The sequence below is a fragment of the Microbacterium meiriae genome (assembly GCF_040702565.1).
Lineage (GTDB): Bacteria > Actinomycetota > Actinomycetes > Actinomycetales > Microbacteriaceae > Microbacterium > Microbacterium meiriae.
Window position 1 is genome coordinate 573,358 of sequence record NZ_JBFBLJ010000003.1, and the last position, 22,403, is coordinate 595,760.

19 protein-coding genes are annotated in these 22,403 nt (G+C 71.4%); 9 read left to right on the forward strand and 10 right to left on the reverse strand.

Going from position 1 to position 22,403, the window contains the following annotated elements; genetic code table 11:
* The first annotated feature begins 87 nt into the window (after positions 1 to 87).
* Complete coding sequence (locus tag AB0310_RS16555) at positions 88 to 2,010, forward strand: BglG family transcription antiterminator (RefSeq protein ID WP_366237653.1); 1,923 nt, start codon at positions 88 to 90, stop codon at positions 2,008 to 2,010.
* Between the two features lie 3 nt (positions 2,011 to 2,013).
* Here AB0310_RS16555 and AB0310_RS16560 read toward each other — a convergent pair whose 3' ends face one another.
* From AB0310_RS16560 to AB0310_RS16570, 3 genes are read right to left on the reverse strand one after another with little or no spacing between them, the layout of a single operon-like run.
* On the reverse strand, positions 2,014 to 2,277 hold the full coding sequence (locus AB0310_RS16560) for an HPr family phosphocarrier protein (RefSeq protein WP_187661928.1): 264 nt from the start codon (positions 2,275 to 2,277) through the stop codon (positions 2,014 to 2,016).
* Positions 2,278 to 2,279: 2 nt separating this feature from the next.
* A complete protein-coding gene (locus tag AB0310_RS16565) occupies positions 2,280 to 3,950 on the reverse strand; it encodes a phospho-sugar mutase (protein ID WP_366237654.1) in 1,671 nt (556 codons plus the stop codon).
* Positions 3,947 to 4,780, reverse strand: a complete 834-nt coding sequence (locus AB0310_RS16570) for a purine-nucleoside phosphorylase (RefSeq protein ID WP_366237655.1) — start codon at positions 4,778 to 4,780, stop codon at positions 3,947 to 3,949. The genes AB0310_RS16565 and AB0310_RS16570 overlap by 4 nt, the downstream gene beginning before the upstream one ends.
* 48 nt (positions 4,781 to 4,828) lie before the next feature.
* Between AB0310_RS16570 and AB0310_RS16575 the strand changes: the two genes are divergently transcribed.
* A complete protein-coding gene (locus AB0310_RS16575; protein WP_025105680.1) occupies positions 4,829 to 6,277 on the forward strand; it encodes an NAD(P)H-quinone dehydrogenase in 1,449 nt (482 codons plus the stop codon).
* A gap of 97 nt (positions 6,278 to 6,374) precedes the next feature.
* Here AB0310_RS16575 and AB0310_RS16580 read toward each other — a convergent pair whose 3' ends face one another.
* The gene (locus AB0310_RS16580) at positions 6,375 to 8,141 is read right to left on the reverse strand and encodes an acetyl/propionyl/methylcrotonyl-CoA carboxylase subunit alpha (protein ID WP_259954231.1); all 1,767 of its coding nucleotides are present in this window, start codon (positions 8,139 to 8,141) and stop codon (positions 6,375 to 6,377) included.
* Positions 8,142 to 8,219: 78 nt separating this feature from the next.
* Positions 8,220 to 8,855 carry a Maf family protein gene (locus tag AB0310_RS16585; RefSeq protein WP_268776835.1) on the reverse strand — a complete coding sequence of 212 codons (636 nt, stop codon included), beginning with the start codon at positions 8,853 to 8,855 and terminating at the stop codon, positions 8,220 to 8,222.
* Positions 8,856 to 8,878: 23 nt separating this feature from the next.
* Here AB0310_RS16585 and AB0310_RS16590 point away from each other — a divergent pair, with 23 nt between their 5' ends.
* The 4 genes from AB0310_RS16590 to AB0310_RS16605 are packed head-to-tail and all read left to right on the forward strand — an operon-like array spanning position 8,879 to position 13,070.
* Positions 8,879 to 10,123 (forward strand): class I SAM-dependent RNA methyltransferase, encoded by a 1,245-nt coding sequence (locus AB0310_RS16590; RefSeq protein WP_366237656.1) that lies wholly within the window; start codon positions 8,879 to 8,881, stop codon positions 10,121 to 10,123.
* Between the two features lie 43 nt (positions 10,124 to 10,166).
* On the forward strand, positions 10,167 to 10,826 hold the full coding sequence (locus tag AB0310_RS16595) for a response regulator transcription factor (RefSeq protein WP_071329676.1): 660 nt from the start codon (positions 10,167 to 10,169) through the stop codon (positions 10,824 to 10,826).
* Positions 10,816 to 12,051, forward strand: a complete 1,236-nt coding sequence (locus tag AB0310_RS16600) for a sensor histidine kinase (protein WP_366237657.1) — start codon at positions 10,816 to 10,818, stop codon at positions 12,049 to 12,051. The genes AB0310_RS16595 and AB0310_RS16600 overlap by 11 nt, the downstream gene beginning before the upstream one ends.
* Positions 12,048 to 13,070 (forward strand): hypothetical protein, encoded by a 1,023-nt coding sequence (locus tag AB0310_RS16605; RefSeq protein ID WP_187661922.1) that lies wholly within the window; start codon positions 12,048 to 12,050, stop codon positions 13,068 to 13,070. Before AB0310_RS16600 ends, AB0310_RS16605 begins: the two co-directional genes overlap by 4 nt.
* Before the next feature lie 197 nt (positions 13,071 to 13,267).
* On the opposite strand, the gene AB0310_RS16610 is transcribed toward AB0310_RS16605, so the two are convergent.
* From AB0310_RS16610 to AB0310_RS16625, 4 genes are all read right to left on the reverse strand, one after another.
* Complete coding sequence (locus tag AB0310_RS16610) at positions 13,268 to 13,510, reverse strand: acyl-CoA carboxylase subunit epsilon (RefSeq protein ID WP_187661921.1); 243 nt, start codon at positions 13,508 to 13,510, stop codon at positions 13,268 to 13,270.
* Complete coding sequence (locus AB0310_RS16615; protein ID WP_370428473.1) at positions 13,507 to 15,096, reverse strand: acyl-CoA carboxylase subunit beta; 1,590 nt, start codon at positions 15,094 to 15,096, stop codon at positions 13,507 to 13,509. Before AB0310_RS16615 ends, AB0310_RS16610 begins: the two co-directional genes overlap by 4 nt.
* Before the next feature lie 87 nt (positions 15,097 to 15,183).
* A complete protein-coding gene (locus AB0310_RS16620; RefSeq protein WP_366237658.1) occupies positions 15,184 to 16,173 on the reverse strand; it encodes a hypothetical protein in 990 nt (329 codons plus the stop codon).
* A gap of 79 nt (positions 16,174 to 16,252) precedes the next feature.
* A complete protein-coding gene (locus AB0310_RS16625) occupies positions 16,253 to 16,945 on the reverse strand; it encodes a phosphocholine cytidylyltransferase family protein (RefSeq protein WP_336501841.1) in 693 nt (230 codons plus the stop codon).
* A gap of 248 nt (positions 16,946 to 17,193) precedes the next feature.
* Here AB0310_RS16625 and AB0310_RS16630 point away from each other — a divergent pair, with 248 nt between their 5' ends.
* From AB0310_RS16630 to AB0310_RS16640, 3 genes are read left to right on the forward strand one after another with little or no spacing between them, the layout of a single operon-like run.
* A complete protein-coding gene (locus tag AB0310_RS16630) occupies positions 17,194 to 19,197 on the forward strand; it encodes an ABC transporter ATP-binding protein (protein WP_366237659.1) in 2,004 nt (667 codons plus the stop codon).
* Positions 19,173 to 20,738: a phosphatidylglycerol lysyltransferase domain-containing protein gene (locus AB0310_RS16635; RefSeq protein WP_366237660.1), complete on the forward strand. Its 1,566-nt coding sequence runs from the start codon at positions 19,173 to 19,175 to the stop codon at positions 20,736 to 20,738. Before AB0310_RS16630 ends, AB0310_RS16635 begins: the two co-directional genes overlap by 25 nt.
* 40 nt (positions 20,739 to 20,778) lie before the next feature.
* A complete protein-coding gene (locus AB0310_RS16640; protein WP_060923586.1) occupies positions 20,779 to 21,045 on the forward strand; it encodes a DUF3039 domain-containing protein in 267 nt (88 codons plus the stop codon).
* Positions 21,046 to 21,066: 21 nt separating this feature from the next.
* Here the strand turns inward: AB0310_RS16640 and AB0310_RS16645 are convergent, their stop codons facing one another.
* Positions 21,067 to 22,392, reverse strand: coding sequence for a nicotinate phosphoribosyltransferase (locus AB0310_RS16645; protein WP_366237661.1), 1,326 nt, complete (start codon positions 22,390 to 22,392; stop codon positions 21,067 to 21,069).
* Between the last annotated feature and the right edge of the window lie 11 nt (positions 22,393 to 22,403).

Genomic DNA, 22,403 nt, shown 5'->3' on the forward strand with positions numbered 1-22,403 from the left:
ATGCTCCTCGCCGCGCCCGTGCCGCCGGAGGCTGTCATCATGGAGAGCAGTCGGACAGTGCCGTCAGCACGGGAACTCGGAGGGACCATGTCGCGCCAGCGTCAGGACCAGCTCCTCGCCGCGCTGCTGCGCGAGGAGGGCTGGGCGACCGCAGGCACGCTGGCCGATCTCCTGGGTGTGACCCCGCGGAGCATCCGCTCCTACGTCGCGGCACTGAACGCCCGCACGCCGGGCGCCGCGGTCGTCGAGTCCGGCCCCGCGGGCTATCGGGCGGGCCCCGGCGCCCGCGGCGCGCTGCGCGTCCGGCAGGGCGGCGACTCCGCCCCGCGCGAACGGCTGCACGCCCTCGTCCGGCTGCTCCTGGACGAGCCGGAGGGGATCGACGTCTTCGACACCGCGGATGCGCTGCACGTGAGCGAGGCGACGCTGGAGGCGGACCTGGTCCGCGTCCGCGGTCTCCTCGACGGGACCGACCTGACGCTCGACCGGGCCCGTGAGCGGGTGCGGCTCCGCGGAGACGAGGCCGCCCAGCGCCGCCTGCTCAGCCGCCTCGCCCACGACGAGATGGACGACGCGTCGTTCCACCCGGAGATCTTCCGGCGGGCCCTCTCCGGGACCGCGGTCGATGCGCAGGCGGTCGGACCCTTCAAGTCGGCCCTCGTGCGCGAGCTCGGCGAACTCGGCTACTACGTCAACGAACTCGCGATCGCCGACGTGCTCCTGCACATCGCGATCGCCGCCGAGCGGGTGGCCGCCGGCCGTGCCCTCGAGGCACCCCCCGTGGGAGCTCGACCGGAGATCCCGCGGGTGGGAGCGGTGATCGCCGGCCTCGCCGCCGAGCACTTCGCCGTGGTCCTGGGCGAGGGCGACAGCGGTCACCTCGCCTCCCTGGTCCTGACGCGGATCGTCGCGCCGGGTGGCGAGGCGGCGCAGGAGCTCGCCCGCAGCGGCGTCGCCCCGGACGTGGAGGCGGCGGTCAGAGCGGAGATCGCGCGGGCCGCGGAGGACTACCGCGTCGACCTCGTCGACGAGACGTTCGTGCTCCGCCTCGCGCTGCACGTGCAGAACCTCCTGCGCCGCGCCGAGGAGAGCGCCCTCACCCGGAACCCGCTGACCCGCTCGCTGAAGACGACCTATCCGATGATCTTCGAGGTGGCGGTGTCGATCGCGAGCGGTCTGCACGACCGGCTCGGCACGCCCATCCACGACGACGAGATCGCCTACATCGCCATGCACGTCGGGGGGCGGCTGGAGCGGAGCCGCAAGGCGGAGTCCATCCTCACCGCGACCATCGTCTGCCCCGGCTACTACGAACTCCACGAACTCCTGCGTTCGAGCGTGGACCGCTCGCTGGGTTCCGCGATCGAGGTCACCAGCGTCGTCACCAACGTCGACCCGGACTGGGCGTCGTTCGACACCGACCTCGTGCTGAGCACGATCGAACCCGGGGCTTCCGGCGACCGGTTCGTGCGCATCCAGCCGTTCCTCACGGACGCCGACGTCGACCGCATACAGCAGGCCGCAGGGCGGCTGCGCCGCGGTCGACGGCTCGCCCGACTCCGGGAGGAGCTCGCGCGCTACTTCCACCCCGATGCCTTCGTGCACCCGCTCCCTGACGAGGGCGAGGAGGCCATCATCCGGCGGCTCGGCGCGCCGCTGATCCGGGCCGGTCTGATCGGCGACGACTACGTGGAGAACACGATCGTGCGCGAGCGCATGTCCTCCACCGCGTTCACCGACGCGCTCGCCGTGCCGCACGCGCTGCAGATGACCGCGACCCGGACGGCGATCGCGCTCGGCGTCGCGGACGGGTCGGCGGCATGGGGGGACGGACGCGTGCAGGTCGTCGCGCTCGCCGCCTTCAGCGAGAGCGACAGGGCGGCTTTCCAGACCGTGTTCGAGCAGCTCGTCGAGGTGTTCAGCGAGCGGGAGAGCGTGCAGCGGATCGTCCGCCGCGGGGTGACCTTCGAGGGCTTCCTCGACGAGCTCGTCGCCGTGATCGACGGCTGAGACTCAGGCGTCGGGCGCGAGCACCAGGGCGAGCTGCGCGAGGACGCGCTCGGACGACGGACCCGGCGGCGTCTCCAGGGTCACGGCGTCCCCGGGGGCGAGGGCGAGGTCCATCACCGCGAGGACGCTGCGCAGATCCACGGCCGTGCCGCCGGCGGTGCGCAGCGTGACCGGGAGCTCGTGCGCCTGCGCGAGGCGCACGAGCTCCGCGACCGGTCGTGCGTGCACCCCGTTGTGGGCGCTGACGACGACGTGGCGGACGGGCATGGTCAGGAGCGCTCGTCCAGGAGGACCCGGACGCCGGCCTCCAGCTCGGCGACGGCGGCCGCCGCACCCTCCGCGGAGTCGGCTGCGGCGTCGATGTAGACCTTCAGCTTCGGCTCTGTTCCGCTCGGGCGCACGATGACCCGGTATCCGTCGGAGAGCCGGTACCGCAGCACGTCCCCGGAGGGCTGCCCCGGTGCGCTCTGCAGCAGGTCCTCGGTCGACGCGATCGAGCGTCCGCCGATCTGCGTGGGCGGAAGCGAGCGCAGCGACAGCATCACCGTGCCGATGAGCGACAGGTCAGCCACCCGCACCGACACCTGGGAGCTCGCGAAGTGACCGTACGTGTCGCCCACCTCGCGGACGAGGTCGGCGAGGGTCAGCCCGCGCTCCTGCGCCTCGGCGGCCAGCCCGAGCACGGCGACCGCGGCGGAGATGCCATCCTTGTCGCGCACGGTCTCGGGGTTGACGAGGTAGCCCAGGGCCTCCTCGAAGCCGAAGACGATGCCGGGAGCCCGCGAGATCCACTTGAACCCGGTGAGCGTCTCGTGGAAGTCCAACCCGTGGTGGGCGGCGATGGCGCCGAGCCCGGGGGAGGAGACGAGCGAGCACGCGAGCGAGGCCCCGGGAGTTCCGGCCGCGGCACGCGCGGCGCGGGCGCCGAGCAGCAGTCCGACCTCGTTGCCGGTCAGACGTCGCCAGCCGTCCGCGGCGGTGTCGTCGGGGACGGCCACGGCGAGCCGGTCGGCGTCCGGATCGTTGGCGAGGATGAAGTCCGCCTTCGCCCTCCGGGCCGTGGCGAACGCCAGGTCCATGGCGCCCGGCTCCTCCGGGTTGGGGAAGGACACCGTGCGGAACGTCGCGTCCGGGTGGAGCTGCTCGTCGACCACGATCGGCCGCGGGTAGCCGGCAGCGTCGAGGATGCGCGCGAACGTCTCCCAGCCGACGCCGTGCATCGCGGTGTAGACCCAGCGCAGGCGGCGGCCCGCCGCGGGCGCGGGGGCGACGGCCGCGGTGGCGGCGACGTAGGCCTGGACGAGATCCTCGCCCGCGGTCTCGTAGGCGGTGGACCGCGGCAGGGTCCGCACGTCTCCGCCGTCTGCGACGCGCTGGATGTGGGCGGCGATCTCGGCGTCGGCGGGAGCCACGATCTGCGAACCGTGATCCGCGCCGCCGAGGTACACCTTGTAGCCGTTGTCGTCCGGCGGGTTGTGGCTCGCGGTCACCATCACGCCCGCGTCGGCGCCGAGGTGCCGCACCGCGAAGGCCAGCACGGGGGTGGGGAGCAGGCGGGGGAGCAGGATCGCGCGCAGGCCGGCACCGGCGAACAGCTCCGCGGAGTCCTGGGCGAACACGCGGGAGTTGCGGCGGCCGTCGTAGCCGATCACCACGGTCGGGGTCGCGCCCGCGGCCCGCTCGCGCAGATACGCCGCGAAGCCCGCCGCGGCCTGGGAGACGAGCACCCGGTTCATCCGGTTGCTTCCCGCCCCGAGCGCGCCGCGGAGCCCGGCCGTGCCGAACGCGAGACGACTGCCGAAGCGGTCGTCGAGCTCCGCCGTGGCGGCCTCATCCCCGGAGGCGGCGCGGGTGATGATGCCGGCCAGCTCGTCGCGGGTCTGCGGGTCGGGGTCCTGGCGCAGCCAGGCGCGGGCCTGGGCGAGCCGCTCCTCGCTCACAGGGCCTCGACCACCCGGGCCAGCAGGTCGGAGATCACCGGCTCCGCCTCGCGTCCGGCCTCGATGACCTCGGCGTGGCTGAGCGGGGTCTGCTGGATCCCGGCCGCGAGGTTCGTGATGAGCGAGAACCCGAGGATCTCCATGCCGGCCTCGCGCGCCGCGATCGCCTCGAGCGCGGTCGACATGCCGACGATGTGGCCGCCGATGTGCTTGGCCATCTGCACCTCGGCCGGGGTCTCGTAGTGCGGGCCGCGGAACTGCGTGTAGACGCCCTCGTCGAGGGCGGGGTCGACCGTACGGGCGATGTCGCGCAGGCGCTTCGCGTAGAGGTCGGTGAGGTCGATGAACGTCGCGCCCTCCAGCGGGGAGTCGGCGGTGAGGTTGATGTGGTCGCTGATCAGCACGGGCTGGCCGGGCTTCCAGGTCTCCTTGATGCCGCCGGCGCCGTTGGTGAGCACCATGATCTTCGCGCCGGTGGCTGCGGCGGTGCGGACGCTGTGCACGACCCGGCGGACGCCGTGGTCCTCGTAGTAGTGCGTGCGGGCACCGATGACGAGGACGTTCTTCCCGCCGGGCGTCCGGATGCTGCGCAGCGTGCCGACGTGGCCCTCCAGAGCGGGCTTCGAGAACCCGGTGACCTCCGTGGCGGGGATGGTCGCCACGGTCTCGCCGATGAGGTCGGCGGCCTTGCCCCAGCCGCTGCCGAGCGTGAGGGCGATGTCGTGCTTCTCGACGCCGGTCAGCCGCGCGATGTCGGCGGCGGCTTCGGCTGCGACCTCGAACGGGTTCGCAGCGGGGTCGTCGAGGGGGTTGCTGTGGGTTTCAGGCATGGATCCACTCTAGGAAGTGGCAGGCTCCGGTGCCAGGATTGCGGAAGAATGGAGAGCATGTCTTCCACCACTTTCGAGCGCACTCAGCGCGTCGCCGTCCTCGGCGGCGGACCCGGCGGTTACGAGGCGGCCCTGGCGGCCGCCCAGCTCGGAGCGGAGGTCACCCTCGTCGAGCGCGTCGGTGTCGGCGGATCCGCCGTGCTCACCGATGTGGTGCCCTCGAAGAGCCTCATCGCGACGGCGGACGCCGCGGTCGCCATCTCCGAGGCCAGCGACCTCGGCGTGAACTTCTACGCCAAGGGCGAGAACGGCAAGCCCCTCAAGCCGGAGATCGCCATCAACCTCGCGGCGGTGAACAAGCGCCTCGTGGCGCTGGCCGGTCAGCAGTCCGAGGACATGCGCACCACCCTCCTCGACGCAGGCGTGCGCATCCTCTCCGGTCACGGCCGTCTGGAGGGTCCGAACGCCATCGTCGTCTCCACGGGCGAGCGGGGCACGGACTTCGACCGCGTCGAGGCCGACACCATCGTCGTCGCGGTCGGCGCCTCGCCGCGCGAACTCGACTCCGCCAAGCCCGACGGCAAGCGCATCCTCACGTGGACCCAGCTCTACGACATGAAGGCGCTGCCCGAGCACCTCATCGTCGTCGGCTCCGGCGTGACCGGTGCCGAGTTCGCCTCCGCCTACATGAACCTCGGGGCGAAGGTCACGCTCGTCTCCAGCCGCGAGCAGGTCCTCCCCGGCGAGGACCAGGATGCGGCGCGCGTGCTGGAGAAGGTGTTCAAGCGCGGCGGCATGCAGGTGCTGTCCAAGTCGCGCGCCGAGAAGGTCGAGGTCACCGGAGACGGCGTCACGGTGACCCTGTCCGACGGTCGCACTGTCGAGGGCAGCCACTGCCTCATGGCGGTCGGCTCGATCCCGAACACGGCCGGCATCGGTCTGGAGGAGGCCGGTGTCGAGCTCGACGACTCCGGACACGTCCGGGTGAACCGCGTCGCGCGCACCTCGGTGCCGAACGTGTACGCGGTCGGGGACTGCACGAACTTCTTCCCCCTGGCCTCGGTGGCCTCGATGCAGGGTCGCACGGCGGTGTTCCACGCGCTGGGCGACATCGTCATCCCGCTCGAGCTCATCAAGATCACCTCCAACATCTTCACCGCGCCGGAGATCGCGACCGTCGGCTACGGCGTCAAGGACGTGGAGGACGGCCTCGCGGACGGCATGGTCTACAAGCTCCCGCTCGCCGCCAACCCGCGCGCGAAGATGATGGGCATCAAGGACGGCTTCGTCAAGCTCATCGCGCGCAAGGGCTCCGGCACCGTGATCGGCGGCGTGATCGTGGCACCGAAGGCCTCCGAGCTCATCTACCCCATCGCGATCGCGGTCGAGCGTCGCCTCACCGTCGACCAGGTCTCCCGGGTCTTCGCCGCGTACCCCTCGCTCTCGAGCAGCATCACCGACGCGAGCCGCGCGATGCACCTCGTGAACATCTCCTGACCCGAGACCCCGCGCAATCGCCGAGACCCCGGGCTGCAGACATCTGCAGCCCGGGGTCTCGGCGTGAAAGCGGGGTCTCGCGTGTCAGGAGATCGTGTCAGGAGATCGTGAGGAGCTGGTGGCCGGCGGACACCGTGGTGCCAGCGGCGGCGTCGATGCTGCCGACGACGCCGTCCTTGTGCGCCTGCAGCGGCTGCTCCATCTTCATCGCCTCGAGGACGACGACGAGGTCGCCCTTGACGACCTGCTGCCCTTCCTCGACGGCGACCTTGACGACCGTGGCCTGCATCGGCGACTTCACCGCGTCGCCGGAGGCCCCGGCGTTGGCGACCGTGGCGTGGCTGCGACGCGACGGCGGCACCGCCGCAGGGCGTCCCGTGGTGCCGGGGGCGACGGCGACGCGATCGGGCAGGCTGACCTCGAGCCGCTTGCCGCCGACCTCGACGACCACCGTGTGCCGGGCGTTCGCGGGGGCCGGAGCCTCGAGCTCGCCGTCCCACGCGGGGATGTCGTTGTCGAACTCGGTCTCGATCCACCGCGTGTAGACGCCGAACGTCCCGTCCTCGGCCGTGAAGGCGGGGTCGCGGACGACCTTGCGGTGGAAGGGGATGACGGTGGGAAGGCCTGCGACCTCGAACTCGTCCAGGGCCCGACGCGCGCGCTCCAGGGCCTCGGCGCGGTCCTTGCCGGTAACGATGATCTTGGCGAGCAGCGAGTCGAACGCGCCGGAGACCGCGTCCCCGGCGGTGACACCGGAGTCGAGGCGGATGCCGGGGCCGCCGAAGGTCTTGAAGACGTGGATGGGGCCGGGCTGGGGGAGGAATCCACGACCCGGGTCCTCGCCGTTGATGCGGAACTCGATGGAGTGGCCCTGCGGCTGGGGGTCGTCGTAGTCGATCGTGCCGCCGGCGGCGATGCGGAACTGCTCGCGGACGAGGTCGATGCCGGTGACCTCCTCGGACACGGGGTGCTCGACCTGGAGGCGGGTGTTCACCTCGAGGAAGGAGACCGTGCCGTCGGCGCCGATGAGGAACTCGCACGTGCCCGCACCGACGTAGCCGACCTCCTTGAGGATGGCCTTGGACGCCGAGTAGAGCTTCTCGTTCTGCTCGGGCGTGAGGAACGGGGCGGGTGCCTCTTCGACGAGCTTCTGGTGTCGACGCTGCAGCGAGCAGTCGCGGGTCGAGATGATGACGACGTTGCCCTCGGCATCGGCGAGGCACTGGGTTTCGACGTGACGGGGCTTGTCGAGGTACTTCTCCACGAAGCACTCGCCGCGGCCGAACGCGGCGACCGCCTCGCGCGTGGCGGACTCGAACAGCTCCTCGACCTCGTCGAGCTCACGGGCGACCTTGAGGCCGCGACCGCCGCCGCCGTAGGCCGCCTTGATCGCGATCGGCAGACCGTACTCCTGCGCGAAGGCGACGACCTCGTCGGCACCGGAGACCGGGCCGGGGGTGCCGGGCGCGAGGGGCGCGCCGACCTTCTCGGCCACGTGGCGGGCGGTGACCTTGTCGCCGAGCGCCTCGATGGCCTCCGGGGAGGGGCCGATCCAGATCATCCCGGCGTCGATCACGGCGCGCGCGAACTCGGCGTTCTCCGCGAGGAACCCGTAGCCCGGGTGCACGGCGTCGGCGCCGGCGCGGCGGGCGACGGAGAGGATCTTCTCGATCTGGAGGTAGGTCTCGGCGCTGGTCGCGCCACCGAGCGCATACGCTTCGTCAGCGAGGCGCACGTGCAGCGCGTCCCGATCCTGGTCGGCGTAGACGGCGACCGAGGCGATCCCGGAGTCACGAGCGGCACGGACGATGCGGACGGCGATCTCGCCGCGGTTGGCGACGAGCACCTTCGCGATTTCAGGCATGGTTGCCAGCCTAGCGAGTAGCATCCCGATACTTTTGACGACTCTCGACAAGAAAGAGGGAAAAACGTGGAGGGGAGTCTACGACCACAGATCCGTCCACCGCACTCCGAGATCGGCAGCGAGACGGCGCACGGTGGAGAGTGACATCCCCACGACGGTGGAGGGATCGCCCTCGACCCGGGTGATGAAGGCGCCGCCGAGGCTGTCCACGGTGAAGGCTCCGGCGACGTGCAGCGGTTCCCCCGATGCCACGTACGCGGCGATCTCCTCATCGCTGATGTCCTCGGCGAACGTCACGGCGGCCTCCGCGACAGCGGTCGCCTCGACGGGCTCGGCGCCGGGGGAGACGCGGAACACGGAGTGCCCGGAGTGCAGCACACCGGTGGCGCCGCGCATCTCCTGCCACCGGCGCGTGGCCTCCTCCGGCGTGTAGGGCTTGCCGTAGACCCGGTCCCCGAGCGCGAACATGGAGTCCCCGCCGATCACGATGCCGTCGAACACGCCCTCGGCGGCCAGCCGCTCGGCGACGGCGGCGGCCTTGGCGCGAGCGAGCAGCAGCACGAGGTCGGCGGGTGCGACGGGGCCCATGCGCTCCTCCGCGGCGGCGGCCAGGGCGTCCTCGTCCACCTCCGGCGACAGCGTGAGGGGTTCGATGCCGGCCTGACGCAGCAGCATGAGCCGGGCGGGGGATGTCGAGGCGAGGCAGACGCGCATGGAGACCACCGTATCCTCGAAGGATGACTTCCTCCGCAGCCGACGTGCTCGATCTCGACATCACCGGCATCGCCCACGGAGGCACCTTCATCGCCCGTCACGACGGTCGCGTGGTCTTCGTCTCCGATGCGATCCCGGGGGAGCGCGTCCGTGCCCGCCTGCTGGATCCGTCCGCCGGCGCCGGGGAGCCCGACACCCGCAGCTTCTGGCGCGCCGAGACGATCGAGGTCCTCGAGGCCTCTCCGCATCGGCGGCGGCATATCTGGCCGGAGGCGGACGTCGCGCACGACCCCGCCCAGCGGCCCGGGGGCGCGGACCTCGGGCACATCGACCTCGGGCACCAGCGCGTGCTCAAGCGACAGGTTCTCTCGGAGGCGTTCGACCGCTTCGCCGGTCCCGGCCTCGAGGCCCCGGAGATCGAGGCCGTGGAGTCCGGGGACGGGACGGGGTGGCGCACACGGGTGACCCTGCACGTGGACGACGAGGGACGGATCGGCCCCTTCGCGGCCCGCAGCCACCGCGTCGTCCCGGTGTCGACGCACCCGCTCGCCCGCCCCGCGATCGCCGAGGCCGCCCTGGCCCTGCAGGGCGAGAAGGCCGGACGCATCGAGCTCGTGGAGCCCGCGGACGGCCGGGTGCGCATCCTCCGCCAACCCGAGGCCGAGCGGCGCTCACCGCGGGATCGTCGTCCTCGGCCGACACCCGAGGTCGTGCAGGAACGCGTTGGTGACCGCACGTTCGACGTCGACGCCGGAGGGTTCTGGCAGGTGCACCCCCGTGCCGCCTCCGTCCTCGACGGTGCCGTGTACGGGCTGCTCGACGGGCATGTGGAGCCGGACGCGACGCATTACGACCTGTACGGCGGCGTCGGCCTCTTCGCGCGGACCCTCGCGGATCTCGGCGGCACCGATGTCGTCACGGTGGAGTCCAGCCGCCGGGCGACGCAGCACGCCGCCGCGAACCTCGCCCCGCTCGACGTGACGGCGGTCACGGCTCGCGTCGACCGCTTCCTGCAGCAGTCGCGGCGCGGAGGTGCCACGGGAGCCGTCGTGCTCGATCCGCCGCGGTCGGGGGCCGGGCGGGCGGTCGTGGAGGGCGTGCATGCGCTGAGCCCGTCCGCGATCGCCTACGTCGCCTGCGACCCGGTGGCCCTCGCCCGCGACCTCGGCACCTTCCGCGGCCTGGGGTGGGAGGTCGGTGCCCTCCGCGGCTTCGATCTGTTCCCGCACTCGCATCACTTCGAGGTCGTCGCCCTGCTCACCCGGTGAGCGCATTCCCGGCCCCGGGTCCGCGACTCACTAGGCTGTGGGCATGAGCACCGTCGCCCTCATCGACGACCACGAGTCCGTCCGCCTCGGCCTCGAGGCCGCGTGCGCCAGGGACGGGCAGACCGTCGTGTTCACCGGGAGCACGGTCGGCTCCTACCTCGTGTGGCGCTCGTCCACGGGCGCTCCACCCGCAGACGTCGTCGTGCTCGACCTCACGCTGGGGGACGGAACGACGGTCACGGAGAACGTCGTGTCCCTCGTCGCCGACGGCGCCAGCGTGGTGATCCACAGCGTCGCCGACCGTCCGGCGGCCGTGCGCGAGGCGCTGGCGGCCGGCGCGGCCGGAGTCGTCAGCAAGTCCTCCGCCCTCGACGACGTGCTGGATGCGATCCGCACCGTGGCGCAGGGTGAGGCGCTGAACAACGTCGAATGGGCCAGCGCGGTCGACGGCGACCGCGCGTTCGCCGACGCCCAGCTGTCCACCCGGGAGCGGGAGGTGCTCCGCCTGTATGCGACCGGCCTGCCCCTGAAGGCCGTGGCCGAACGCCTCGGCGTCGCGTACTCCACCGCGAAGGAGAACATCACCCGGATCCGGGTGAAGTACGTCGAGGTCGGTCGGCCGGCGCCCACCAAGGTCGATCTGCTGCGGCGCGCGATGGAGGACGGCATCGTGACGGCCGACGGGGCGCCGAGTGCCCGCTGAGCCGCTGAGCGTCCGCGACGCCTGGAGCAAGATCCCGTCTCCCGGCAGCGCGGAGAACGGCTTCGAGCGGTTCACCGGGAAACGGATGGAGCGCATCCTCGCGATCGTCGTCGCCCTGGGCTCCGCCGTGCTCGGGGCGCAGGCGCTGATCGCGGCCGTGCACACGATGTCCCGCGCGGACGTGCCGCACATCGCGATGCTCATCGCCGTGTTCGTGCCGTTGGCGGCGATGCTCGTCGCCTGCCTGGTCGGACGCGGCGTGCGCCTGGCCTCGGGGGTCTTCGCCGTCGTGTACGTCCTCGCGCTCGCGGCATGGCCGGTCGTCGTCGATCCCACCGACAAGGTGGCGGGGGACCAGCCGTGGATCTTCTTCCTCGTGAACGTCGGAGTCGTGGCGGCGATGCTGGCCTTCCCCGTGCGGCTGCAGTTCGCGTGGGCGGTCGGGGTGCCGTTCGTCTACGGGTACGTGCGTCTGGTGCAGGGCGACTTCTCGCGCGAGTTCTGGGTGACGACCGCGTTCGACGTCTCCTTCACGCTCATCCTCGGCGTCGTGATCGTCTCGCTCGGCTGGATGTTCCGCTCGGTCGCCGCGGGCGTGGACGAGGCGCGGGGCACGGCGGTGGCGTCGTATGCGACGGCGGCGGCCGCGGCGGCGGCGGAGGAGGAGCGCGTGGCGATGTCGGCGCTCATGCACGACAGCGTGCTGGCCGCACTCATCGCCGCCGAACGCGCGGAGGGTGAGCGGGCGAGAGAGCTCGCCGTGGCGATGGCGCGGGAGGCGCTCACGCGGCTCGCGAACACGGAGGCGGCGGTCGCGGAGGAGGGTAGCGATGAGCCGGTGGGCGCCGCGCAGATCGTCGTGGAGCTGCGACGGGCCCTCTCCGAGCTCGGCGCGGACGCGATCGTGGAGGAGCGTGGCGGGAGCGGCCTCATCCCGGGGCGCGCAGCGAGGGCTCTCGTGCTCGCGGCGCGGCAGGCGATCGGCAACGCGGTCGCACACGCCCACGGTCGCGGCCTGCACATCCTCGTGGTCGGTCACGGCGACGAGGGCATCGCCGTGACGGTCTCCGACACCGGGAACGGGTTCGACGTCGACACGATCGGTCCGGATCGGCTCGGCATCCGCGCCTCCATCCTCGCCCGTATGGCCGGTGTCGCCGGCACCGCGCGGATCTCCTCCGACGAGGGCGGCACCGTCGTCACCTTGGGCTGGGAGCGCTCATGAACCGGACCGTGCGGAGTGTCGCGACCTCGCTCGCCGTCGGGTTCGCGCTGTACTTCGTCGCCCGCGGGATCTGGTGGATCGAGCAGCCGACGGCACCGCTGCTCATGGTCCTCGCGATCGCCGCGTACCTCGTCGTGGTGAACATCGCGATCCTCGGCAGCCCGGCCACGGTCCGGATGCCGCTGTGGTCGGCGCTCCTCGCGCTGGCCGTGAGCGCGGTGATCCCCGCGCTCGTGACCCTCTCGCTGGAACCGGACGATCGCACGGCGCCGTTCGCCACCTGGTACATCGGCGCTCTCGGGCTGCTCGGCGTGGTGTGCGTGGTCCGGCGCCGGCCCTGGGTGGGCTGGACGACGCTCGCCGTGCTCGTCGTCTCCGCGTCGCTCGCGCTGGGCATGGGCGTGGCGATGAACCTCGGCGTGGTGGGCTCGATCATGTGGGTGGCGGTCGCCCAGCTGCTGGTGATGTTCTGGGATCGCGCCGTCAGCGACACGGAGCGCCTGTCCGAGATCCAGCAGGCCGTGTCGGCCTGGCATGCGACGCAGCGCGTCCGGCAGCGCGAGCGTCGGCTGCGGACGCAGTTCGCCCTCGCGGTCGCCGGCCCGATCCTCAGCAGGGTGGTGGCCTCACGCGGGCTGCTCGACGACGACGAGCGCCTGGAAGCCCGGCTCGCTGAGGGACGTCTGCGTGACGAGCTGCGCGGCGCGGACCTGTTGAACGACGACGTCCGCAATGCGATCGACGCCGCGCGCCGCCACGGTGCCTCGGTGACCGTGTTCGACGAGGGTGGGCTCGACGGCGTGGACGAGGGGCGGCGGATGGAGATCCGGGACGAACTCGCGGCGGTCCTGCGCAGCGCGGGTACCGGCCGGATCATCATCCGCTCCGCACGGGATCCGCTCGTGGCGGTGACGGTCGTCGGCCGCGCGGGCCTGCGGGCCTCGGACGACGACTCCGTGGACCTGTGGCACGAGATCGCCAGAAAGCGGCGTGAGACCGCCTCCGACGCACGGAAGTGAGAGTGGGCGAGGGGCGGCGAATCCGCCTGCCCCTCGCCGTGCGGACAGTTACCCGAAAACCGTCCGCTGGTGGCCGATCAGCGTCTGTCTACCCTGGGACAGAGAGACCAGCCGAACGCGAAGCGTCCCCTTCAGTCTGCGGGGTCGTGCAACGGTTGTCTGTAGGTATTTTGGGGGACAAAACACGACGACCCGATTCAGCCGGCGAAGCGTCCCCAGGGGATGTCGCGACGCAGCGGTCGGCGCAGCGGGCGCTGCGTGCGCGTCCACGCCGACACCCGCGGCTCCTCGACCGTCGCCTCCGCCTGCTCGGTCTCGTAGGCGTCGCCGAGCACCGCGATGAGGGCCGCGAGTTCCTCCTCCGTGGCGGCGCCGCGCGTGATCTCCAGAAGGAGCGGCGCGGGGGCCGTCCCGTCGACGGCGGATTCCTGCGCGCTCACAGCGGGATGTTCCCGTGCTTCTTCGGCGGCAGCTCTGCGCGCTTGCCGCGGAGCGCGCGCAGCGCCTTCGCGATCGCGACGCGCGTGTTCGCCGGTTCGATGATGCCGTCGAGCTCGCCGCGCTCGGCCGCGAGGAAGGGCGAGGCGACGTTGTAGGTGTACTCGTTGGCCAGACGCGTGCGGACCGCCGCCACGTCCTCGCCGGCTTCCTCCGCCTTGCGGATCTCGCCGCGATAGAGGATGTTGACGGCGCCCTGGCCGCCCATCACGGCGATCTCCGCGGTGGGCCAGGCGAGGTTCACGTCGGCGCCGAGCTGCTTCGACCCCATGACGATGTACGCGCCGCCGTACGCCTTGCGCAGGATCACCGTCACGAGCGGCACGGTGGCCTCCGCGTACGCGTAGAGGAGCTTGGCGCCGCGGCGGATGACCCCTGTCCACTCCTGGTCGGTGCCTGGCAGGTATCCCGGCACGTCGACGAGGGTCACGATCGGGAGCGAGAACGCGTCGCAGAACCGCACGAACCGGCTCGCCTTCTCGCCGGCCTCGATGTTGAGCGTGCCCGCCATCTGGGACGGCTGGTTGGCGATGATGCCGACCGAGCGGCCCTCGATGCGGCCGAAGCCGATGACGATGTTGGGAGCGAACAGCGGCTGCACCTCGAGGAAGTCGCCGTCGTCGACGACATGCTCGATCACCGTGTGGATGTCGTACGGCTGGTTCGGGGAATCCGGGATGAGCGTGTTGAGCGTGCGGTCGGCGTCGGTCGTCTCGAACTCGAACGCGCTCTCGTAGGACGGCAGCTCCGCCATGTTGTTGTCCGGCAGGAATCCGAGGAGCGTGCGGGCATAGTCGATCGCGTCGTCCTCGTCCTCCGCGAGGTAGTGGGCGACACCGGAGCGCGTGTTGTGCGTGTAGGCGCCGCCGAGCTCTTCCATGCCGACGTCCTCGCCGGTGACCGTCTTGATCACGTCGGGCCCGGTGACGAACATCTGGCTGGTCTTGTCGACCATGATGACGAAGTCGGTGAGGGCGGGCGAGTAGACGGCGCCGCCGGCGGCCGGGCCCATGATGATCGAGATCTGCGGGATCACGCCGGAGGCGCGGGTGTTCAGACGGAAGATCTCGCCGTACTTGCCGAGCGCGACCACACCCTCCTGGATGCGCGCCCCGCCGGAGTCGAGGATGCCGATGCAGGGCATGCCGCCGGCCAGGGCGAACTCCATGACCTTGACGATCTTCTCGCCGGCGACCTCGCCGAGCGACCCGCCGAAGGTCGAGAAGTCCTGCGAGTACACCGCCACGGTGCGGCCGTGGATGGTGCCGACGCCGGTGACGACGGAGTCGCCGTAGGGGCGCGAGCGGTCCATCCCGAACGCGGTGGTGCGGTGGCGCACGTACTCGTCGAACTCGACGAAGCTGCCGGGGTCGACGAGGAGTTCGATGCGCTCGCGGGCGGTCATCTTGCCCTTCGCGTGCTGCTTCTCCTTCGCCTTCGCCTCGGCGTCGACGACGGCCTCGGTGTAGCGAGCGCGCAGGTCCGCGATCTTGCCGGCGGTGGTAAAGGGGTCGGGCTTGTCCGTCACGGATTCCACCCTAGCGTCGGGTCCGCGCCGTCCGTTGGATGATCGGCACAACGGGCCGGCGGATCCTTTGGCGAGGTGCGCGACCCCTCACGTCCCGGTCGCGTCGGAACCCGGGCGCGGCGGCAGATCGTGGTCGCCGTCTCTATCGCCCGCCTCGATCTCGTCCGCCGCATGCTCACGCCGGCGTCCGGCGATCTCACCCACCCGATGACCGACCCACCCCGCTCCGCGCGCCACGGTGCCGGCGGCTCCGGCGACGGCGGTGCCGGCGTAGCGCGCCCCCCGGAGCATCCGCAGCTCCACCTTCTCGGCGCCGGGCACGGGCTCCAGCTCGGCCGGCAGGGTGAGCGGTGCGGCGCCGAACGCGCGGTGGGACGTGGTGAGCACCCGGCGGCCGAGGATGTGGTTGCCCGCCCCGCCGATGGCCGCGCCGATCCCGAAGGGCATCGCCTTGCCGATGAACGAGGCGCCGCCCCTGGCCGCGAACTGCTTCACGAACATCCCCTTGAGCTGGTCCACCAGGGGTCCCACCGCGGCGCGGGGCAGCGACTTCGTCACCATCTCGCCCCAGTACGCCGAGCGGCTGCCCCCGCGCCCCGCGACCTGCCGGGCGAGCTGGCCGACGAGGTCGACGCCCTCCTTGCCGAGCATGAGCGTCATGACGAGAGCGCGTGCGCGGTCGGGGTTGCCGACCGCGATGCCGTGCACCTCGGCCACCGACTGCGCGAAGAGGGCCGTGGACTCCACGAATCCCACGGTCTCGACGCCGGAGAGCGCGAGCGTGATCCCGGTGCCGATGCCGGGCACGACGGCGGTCGCCCCCACCGCGGCCCCACCCGTCGTGACGGCCGCGAGGTAGCGCCGCTCCAGGATCCGGATGATCTCGTCGGGCGTCGCGTGGGGGTTGCGGAGCCGGATGCTGCGGATGTGGGCGAGCACCAGCGGCCGCTGGATCGACAGGACCCGATCGAGCCCGCGCACCATCATGGGGTGCTCGGGGGAGCCGACCGGGGGTACGCCCTTGTCCCACGGGGCGTCGTCCGGCAGGGAGTGGATCTTGTGCACCTTGGGGGCCATGCGCCGATCCTATGGAGCCCGTCCGCGAAAACACCGAGAGCCCCGGTCCGTGGCGGAACGGGGCTCTCGGAGGGGAGCGTCACACGAAGAGGTTCGCGCGCTCCAGGTCCTCTGCGAAGTCGACCTCGACCGCGTACAGGTCGGAGACGTCCATCGGCTCGAGCAGCAGGCCGTCCTCGGCGATCGCCAGCTCGAGGCCGCGCTCGAAGTAGTCCTGGTCCTCGACGCGCTGCAGCTGGCGCATGAACGCCTTCTTGAAGCCCGACGAGATGTAGTTGATGCCGACGGCCTCGCCCAGGCCGCCCTTGACCGACTTGGACAGCTCCTTGATGAAGCCCTCCGCGGTGACGGTGTACTTCACCTCTTCATCGCTGACCTTGGCGGTGTTGACGGTGACGAACGACTGGTCGCGCTCGATGTATGCGGCGGCGCGGCCGAGGATCATCGGGTCGAAGACGACATCGCCGTTCATCCACAGCACGCCGCTCTTGCCGGTGGCGCCCAGGGCGCGCAGCAGGCTCTTCGACGTGTTCGTCTCGTCGTAGCGCTCGTTGTGGACGTAGTTCACCGAGGGGAAGGCCTCGATGATGGTCTCGGCGCGGTAGCCCACCACCGTGGTGATGCGTGCGTCGGAGCCGAAAGCGGCGCGGATGTTGTCGTGCTGCTGGCCCATGATCGTGCGGCCGTCGTTGAGCTCGGTGAGCGGCTTGGGCAGCGCGCGGCCGAGGCGAGAGCCCATGCCGGCTGCGAGGATGACGGTCTGAAGAGTCACGAATACTCCTAAGGAAGTTGTGTTCACGGTCGGTTCACCGACCAGACACTTCGTCGTGCCGGGGATCATGCTAGCGATTCCCCCTGAGAACCCCGGGGCCAGGCAGGCCCCGTTGCCATTTCGTGATCGAGTACACACGCAACGCACAGGGACGACAACCCCCTTGCGGAAAGCGCCGGGGAGGGGATCCGGTTGCGGAATGTCGCGTGGGGCCTTGGCTCTCAGCCACCCGTTGATACCGTAGGACGGTGACTTCCTCCCCTGATGACCCCACCCCCCAGGCAGAGGGAGCCGAGACTCCGACCGAGGCCTCCGCGCCCGCTCGGAAACCGGCCGCCAAGAGACCTGCCGCGTCCACCGCCGCGAAGAAGTCGACCTCGGCCTCGGCCAAGGCGCAGACGGCCGCAGCGGACAAGCCGGCTGCGAAGAAGCCCGCGGCCGCGAAGAGCACCGCGGCGAAGTCTGCTGCTGCGAAGACCACGGCTGCGAAGACCCCCGCGGCGAAGTCTGCTGCGGCGAAGACCACGGCCGCGAAGACCGCGGCTCCGAAGTCGGCAGCTGCGAAGACGACGGCCGCCACACCCTCCGCCGCGAAGACCACGGCCGCGAAGTCCACCGCGGCGAAGTCCTCCACTTCGACGAGGACTGCCGCGGCGAAGAAGCCGACCGCCGCGCGGACGGCGAGGCCCGCACCGACCAAGGCGGCAGCCGAGAAGGCCGCGCCCACGGCTGAGGTCGTGGTCGAGCCCACCCCCGCGGCGAGTGTCGATCCCGCGACCGCTCCAGCAGGCGCTCGCACGGCGTCCGCCGCCCGCGCGGCTGCGGCGAAGAACACGGCTGCACGCTCGACCGGCTCGAAGCGTCCGGCCGCGACATCGACGAAGGCGGCGAGCACATCGGCGGCCAAGACGGCTGCGGCCAAGACGGCTGCGGCCAAGGCCGCCGCGGCGAAGACCGCTGCCGCGAAGGCCTCGGCGGCCAAGACGACGGCCAAGACCACCGCCGCCAAGACCGCTGCGGCGAAGGCAGCTGCGGCGAAGGCGGCTGCGGCGAAGGCCGCCGAAGACGAGGCAGCGAAGGCCGCCGAAGACGAGGCCGTGAAGGCCGAGGCCGCGGAGGCCCAGGCGGCTGAGGTCGGGACCGTCGAGTCCGCAGCCGCAGAGGTGAGCACGGCCGAGACGCAGCCGGAGGAGTCCGGCGCGGTGCAGGCGCAGACCGTGGCCGCAGAGACCGTCGAGACGGACGAGGCCGGCACCTCGTCCGTCGAGACGGCGACACCGGCCCGAGACACCGCCGAGGAAGCGACGCCGGTCGAGGAGCCTGCTGCGGCGGAGTCCGTGGTGGAGGTGTCGGACACCGCGCTGCCGGTGACCAAGGAGCCCGCGCCCGATGACCGGCGCGTCGCGGAGGTGGAGACCGTCGAGGTCGTCGAAGCGGTGATCGCCGAGGAGCCCCCGACCGAGGCCGATGACTCGGCGGCAGCCGAGCCCGCCACCGAGGCGATCCGCATCCGCGGTCTCGTGAAGCAGTTCGGCGAGAACCGCGCGGTCGACGGCATCGACCTCACCGTGCCCGCGGCCTCCTTCTACGGCATCGTCGGCCCCAACGGCGCCGGCAAGACCACGACCCTCTCGATCGTCGCGGGTCTCCTGCGCGCGGACGAGGGCAGCGTCCTCATCTGCGGCATCGACCAGGCGGCCGAGCCCCTGGCGGCGAAGCGCGTCATGGGCGTCCTGCCCGACCGGCTGCGCACCTTCGACCGGCTCACCGGCCGGCAGCTGCTGTACTACTACGGGCTGCTGCGTGGGCTCTCCGCCGACGTCATCGAGAAGCGCACCGGCGACCTCGCCAGGGCCTTCGACCTCGGCGACGCCCTGAATCGGGTCGTGTCGGACTATTCCGCGGGCATGACGAAGAAGATCATGCTCGCCGGCGCGATGATCCACTCTCCGCGCGTCCTCGTTCTCGACGAACCGTTCGAATCCGTCGATCCGGTCTCCTCCGCCGTGATCCTCGACATCCTCCGCGCCTACGTCTCGCACGGCGGCACGGTGATCCTGTCGAGCCATGGGATGGATCTCGTCGAGCGCGTGTGCTCCCGGGTGGCCATCATCGTCAACGGTGAGGTGCTGGCCGAGGGCACGATCGACGAGGTGCGCGCGGGACAGACGCTCGAATCGCGCTTCGTGGAGCTCGCAGGTTCCAGCGGAGAGGTGGAGGGGCTCGAGTGGCTGCACACGTTCTCCGACTGAGGTTCGCGCTTCTCCTGGGCGCCCTGCGCGGGGAACACCGGGCGCGCACCCTGCTCTCCTTCGGCGCGGTCGTCGCGGTCACCGTGGTGGTCTGCGTGGCGGTCTTCAGCCTCGGCGACGCGCCGGTGCCGGTCTCCCAGGCCGTGACGGTGCTCGGTGGCGCTGCCCTTCTGCTCGGCTTCCTCGTGGGGCCGCTGCTCGTGGGAGCCGTCGATCAGCTCGATCCGCGGCGCTTCGCGGTGTTCGGCGTCGACGAGCGGAAGATGCCAGGGGTGCTGGCGCTCGCGTCGCTGGTCAGCGTGCCGAGCCTCGCGCTCCTCGCGGTCTACATCAGCGTGACGGTCGTCGCGATCCGCGCCGGCGCACCGTGGGTGCCGGCCGTCCTCCTGGCGGTGATCGGGCTGCTGTCGACCATCCTCCTCTCCCGGGTCGGGATGGCGCTCAATGCGCTCCTGCTCCCGGAGCGTCGTTCCCGGGAGCTCACCGCGCTGTTCGCCCTGGCCCTGATCGTCATCGCGTTCCCGGTCGCCGTGTTCCTCGGCTCGCTCCGCTGGGACGGTGAGGTGCCGGCGTCACTGGCGACCCTGACCTCGGTGATCGGCTTCACCCCGCTCGCCGCCTCGCCGGCGGCGATGTTCGCGGCGGCCGAAGGCGAGACGGCTGCGGCGTGGGGAAGCGGACTGGTGGCTGCCGTCACCCTCGCGCTGCTGTGGTTCGCCTGGACCTGGTTCGTACGGCGCCTGCTGACGACGACCGAGCGTCCGGTGGCGGCGCGCGAGCGCAGCGGACTCGGCTGGTTCGGCCTGCTGCCCTCCAACGCCTTCGGCGCCATCGCGTCGCGAAGCCTCGTGTACTGGCTGCGCGACCGCCGGTACATCATGAACATCATCGTCGTGCCCGTGGCGGGCGTGCTGACGGTGTTCCCGCTGATCGTCGCGGGCGTGCCGGTCGAGATCGCCGCCCTCGTCCCCGTGCCCGTCATGGCCCTCTTCTTCGGATGGCTGCCCCACAACGACGTCGCCTACGACTCGACGGCCCTCTGGACGCACGTCGCGAGCGGGGTCCGCGGGGTTCCGGACCGTCTCGGACGCCTGGTGCCGGTGCTCCTGGTCGCCGTGCCGGTGCTGGCGATCGCCGTACCGCTCTCGCTCCTGCTGGCCGGGCGCTGGAGTCTTCTCCTCCCGCTCGTCGGCCTCGGTGCGAGCCTGCTGTTCTCCGCCCTCGGCATCTCCAGCGTGGTGTCGGTGGTGGCGCCGTACGCGGTATCCCGTCCCGGCGACAGCCCGTTCCAGCAGCCGCAGCGCCCGACCTCCCGAGGGATCTACGGCCCGGCGGCGGCGTTCCTCGGTGCGATCGTCCTGAGCGTGCCCACCATCTGGCTGTTCGGTGCGAGCATCGTCGCCGATCCGGGCTTCACGCCGGCGGCTTTCTGGGTCGGCATCGCCACCGGCATCGTCGCCTTCATCGGAGGAGCTGTGATCGGCGGACGCATCTTCGAGCACAGCGGCGAACGTCTGATGGAGTTCGTCGAGACCGCGTGAGACCGCCCCGCCGAGGCGGAGACGCGGCTAGAATCGCGGGATGAGTACTCCGCTGGACAGCCCCGATCAGGGCGGCGTGGCAACGCTTGATCGCGAACTGGAAGAGCTCCTCCGCGAGGAGAACATCGAACCGGGCGACCACGAGCGCTTCTCGCACTACGTCAAGAAGGACAAGATCCTCGAGTCGGCGATCACGGGCAAGCCCGTCCGCGCGCTCTGCGGCAAGAAGTGGACGCCGGGCCGCGATCCGGAGAAGTTCCCGATCTGCCCGACGTGCAAGGAGATCTACGAGTCGATGGTCGGCTGACCGCCGTCGCTCGGCCCCGCTTCAGTCCGCCTCGACGTAGACCGTCGGGATCGCCGGGTCCGACTTGCTGAGTGCCAACGCACGCACTGGCAGCTCTTCACGGACACGCAGGTGATGCGCGCGGGCGGAAGCCGTCCCTGCGGCGCCCTCGAAGGCGGTCTCGATCTCTCCGCCCTCGACGAGGGTGACCTGGAGCGGTCGGCCGTCCAGGTGCTCGGCAGGCGTGTCCAGCGCCTCGAACCCGTCCGAGACGACGACCGTCTCCGCCGCGGCGACCCCGTCGCTGAGCGTGCGGAACGCCGCCTTGCGGCCACCGAACGACGCCTTGTCCGCGGACGCCTTGGCGACCCCGACCCACGAGCCGTCGGCGTCCTGCCGGGCGACGAGCTTGTAGACCATGCTCGCCGTGGGGTATCCGGAACCGGTCACGACGGAGGTGCCGACGCCGTACGCGTCCACGGGGGAGGCCGCCAGCGCGGCGATCGCGTACTCGTCGAGGTCGCTCGTGACCGTGATGCGGGTCTCGGTGGCTCCGAGCTCGTCCAGTTGCGCTCGGACCTCGGCGGCGACGGTCGGCAGGTCCCCGGAGTCGATGCGGACGCCGCCGAGCCCGGTCCCGGCCACCCGGATCGCCGTCTCGACGCCGGTGCGGATGTCGTAGGTGTCGACGAGGAGCGTCGTGTCCACGCCCATGCTCTCGACTTGAGCACGGAAGGCGTCCTCCTCGCTGTCGTGCAGCAGCGTCCACGAGTGCGCAGCGGTGCCCATGGTCGGGATTCCCCAGGCGCGGCCGGCCTCGAGGTTGCTCGTGGCGCCGAACCCGGCGATGTATGCCGCCCGTGCTGCGGCGACAGCGGAGCGCTCGGCTGCCCGCCGGGAGCCCATCTCGGCGAGAGGACGCTCGCCGGCGGCGATGCTCATGCGGGCCGCGGCCGTGGCGACCGCGGAGTCGTGGTTGAGGACGCTCAGGGCGAGCGTCTCCAGGACGACGGCGTCCGCGAACGATCCCTCGACCGTGAGGATGGGCGACCCGGGGAAGTAGAGCTCGCCCTCGCGGTAGCCCCGGATCGTGCCGGTGAAGCGATAGCGCTCGAGGGAGGCGAGGGTGTCGGCGTCGACGACGCGCTCGTCGCGGAGGAAGCGCAGCTCGTCGTCACCGAAACGGAAGTCGCGCAGCAGGCCGAGCAGTCGTCCGGTTCCGGCGACGACGCCGAAGCGGCGTCCGCCGGACAGGCGTCGGGAGAAGAGCTCGAAGACGCTCGGGCGGGACGCGGTGCCGTCCCGGAGCGAGGCGGCGAGCATCGTGAGCTCGTAACGGTCGGTGAGCAGCGCCGTCGACGTGGTCATGCGCTCAGCTT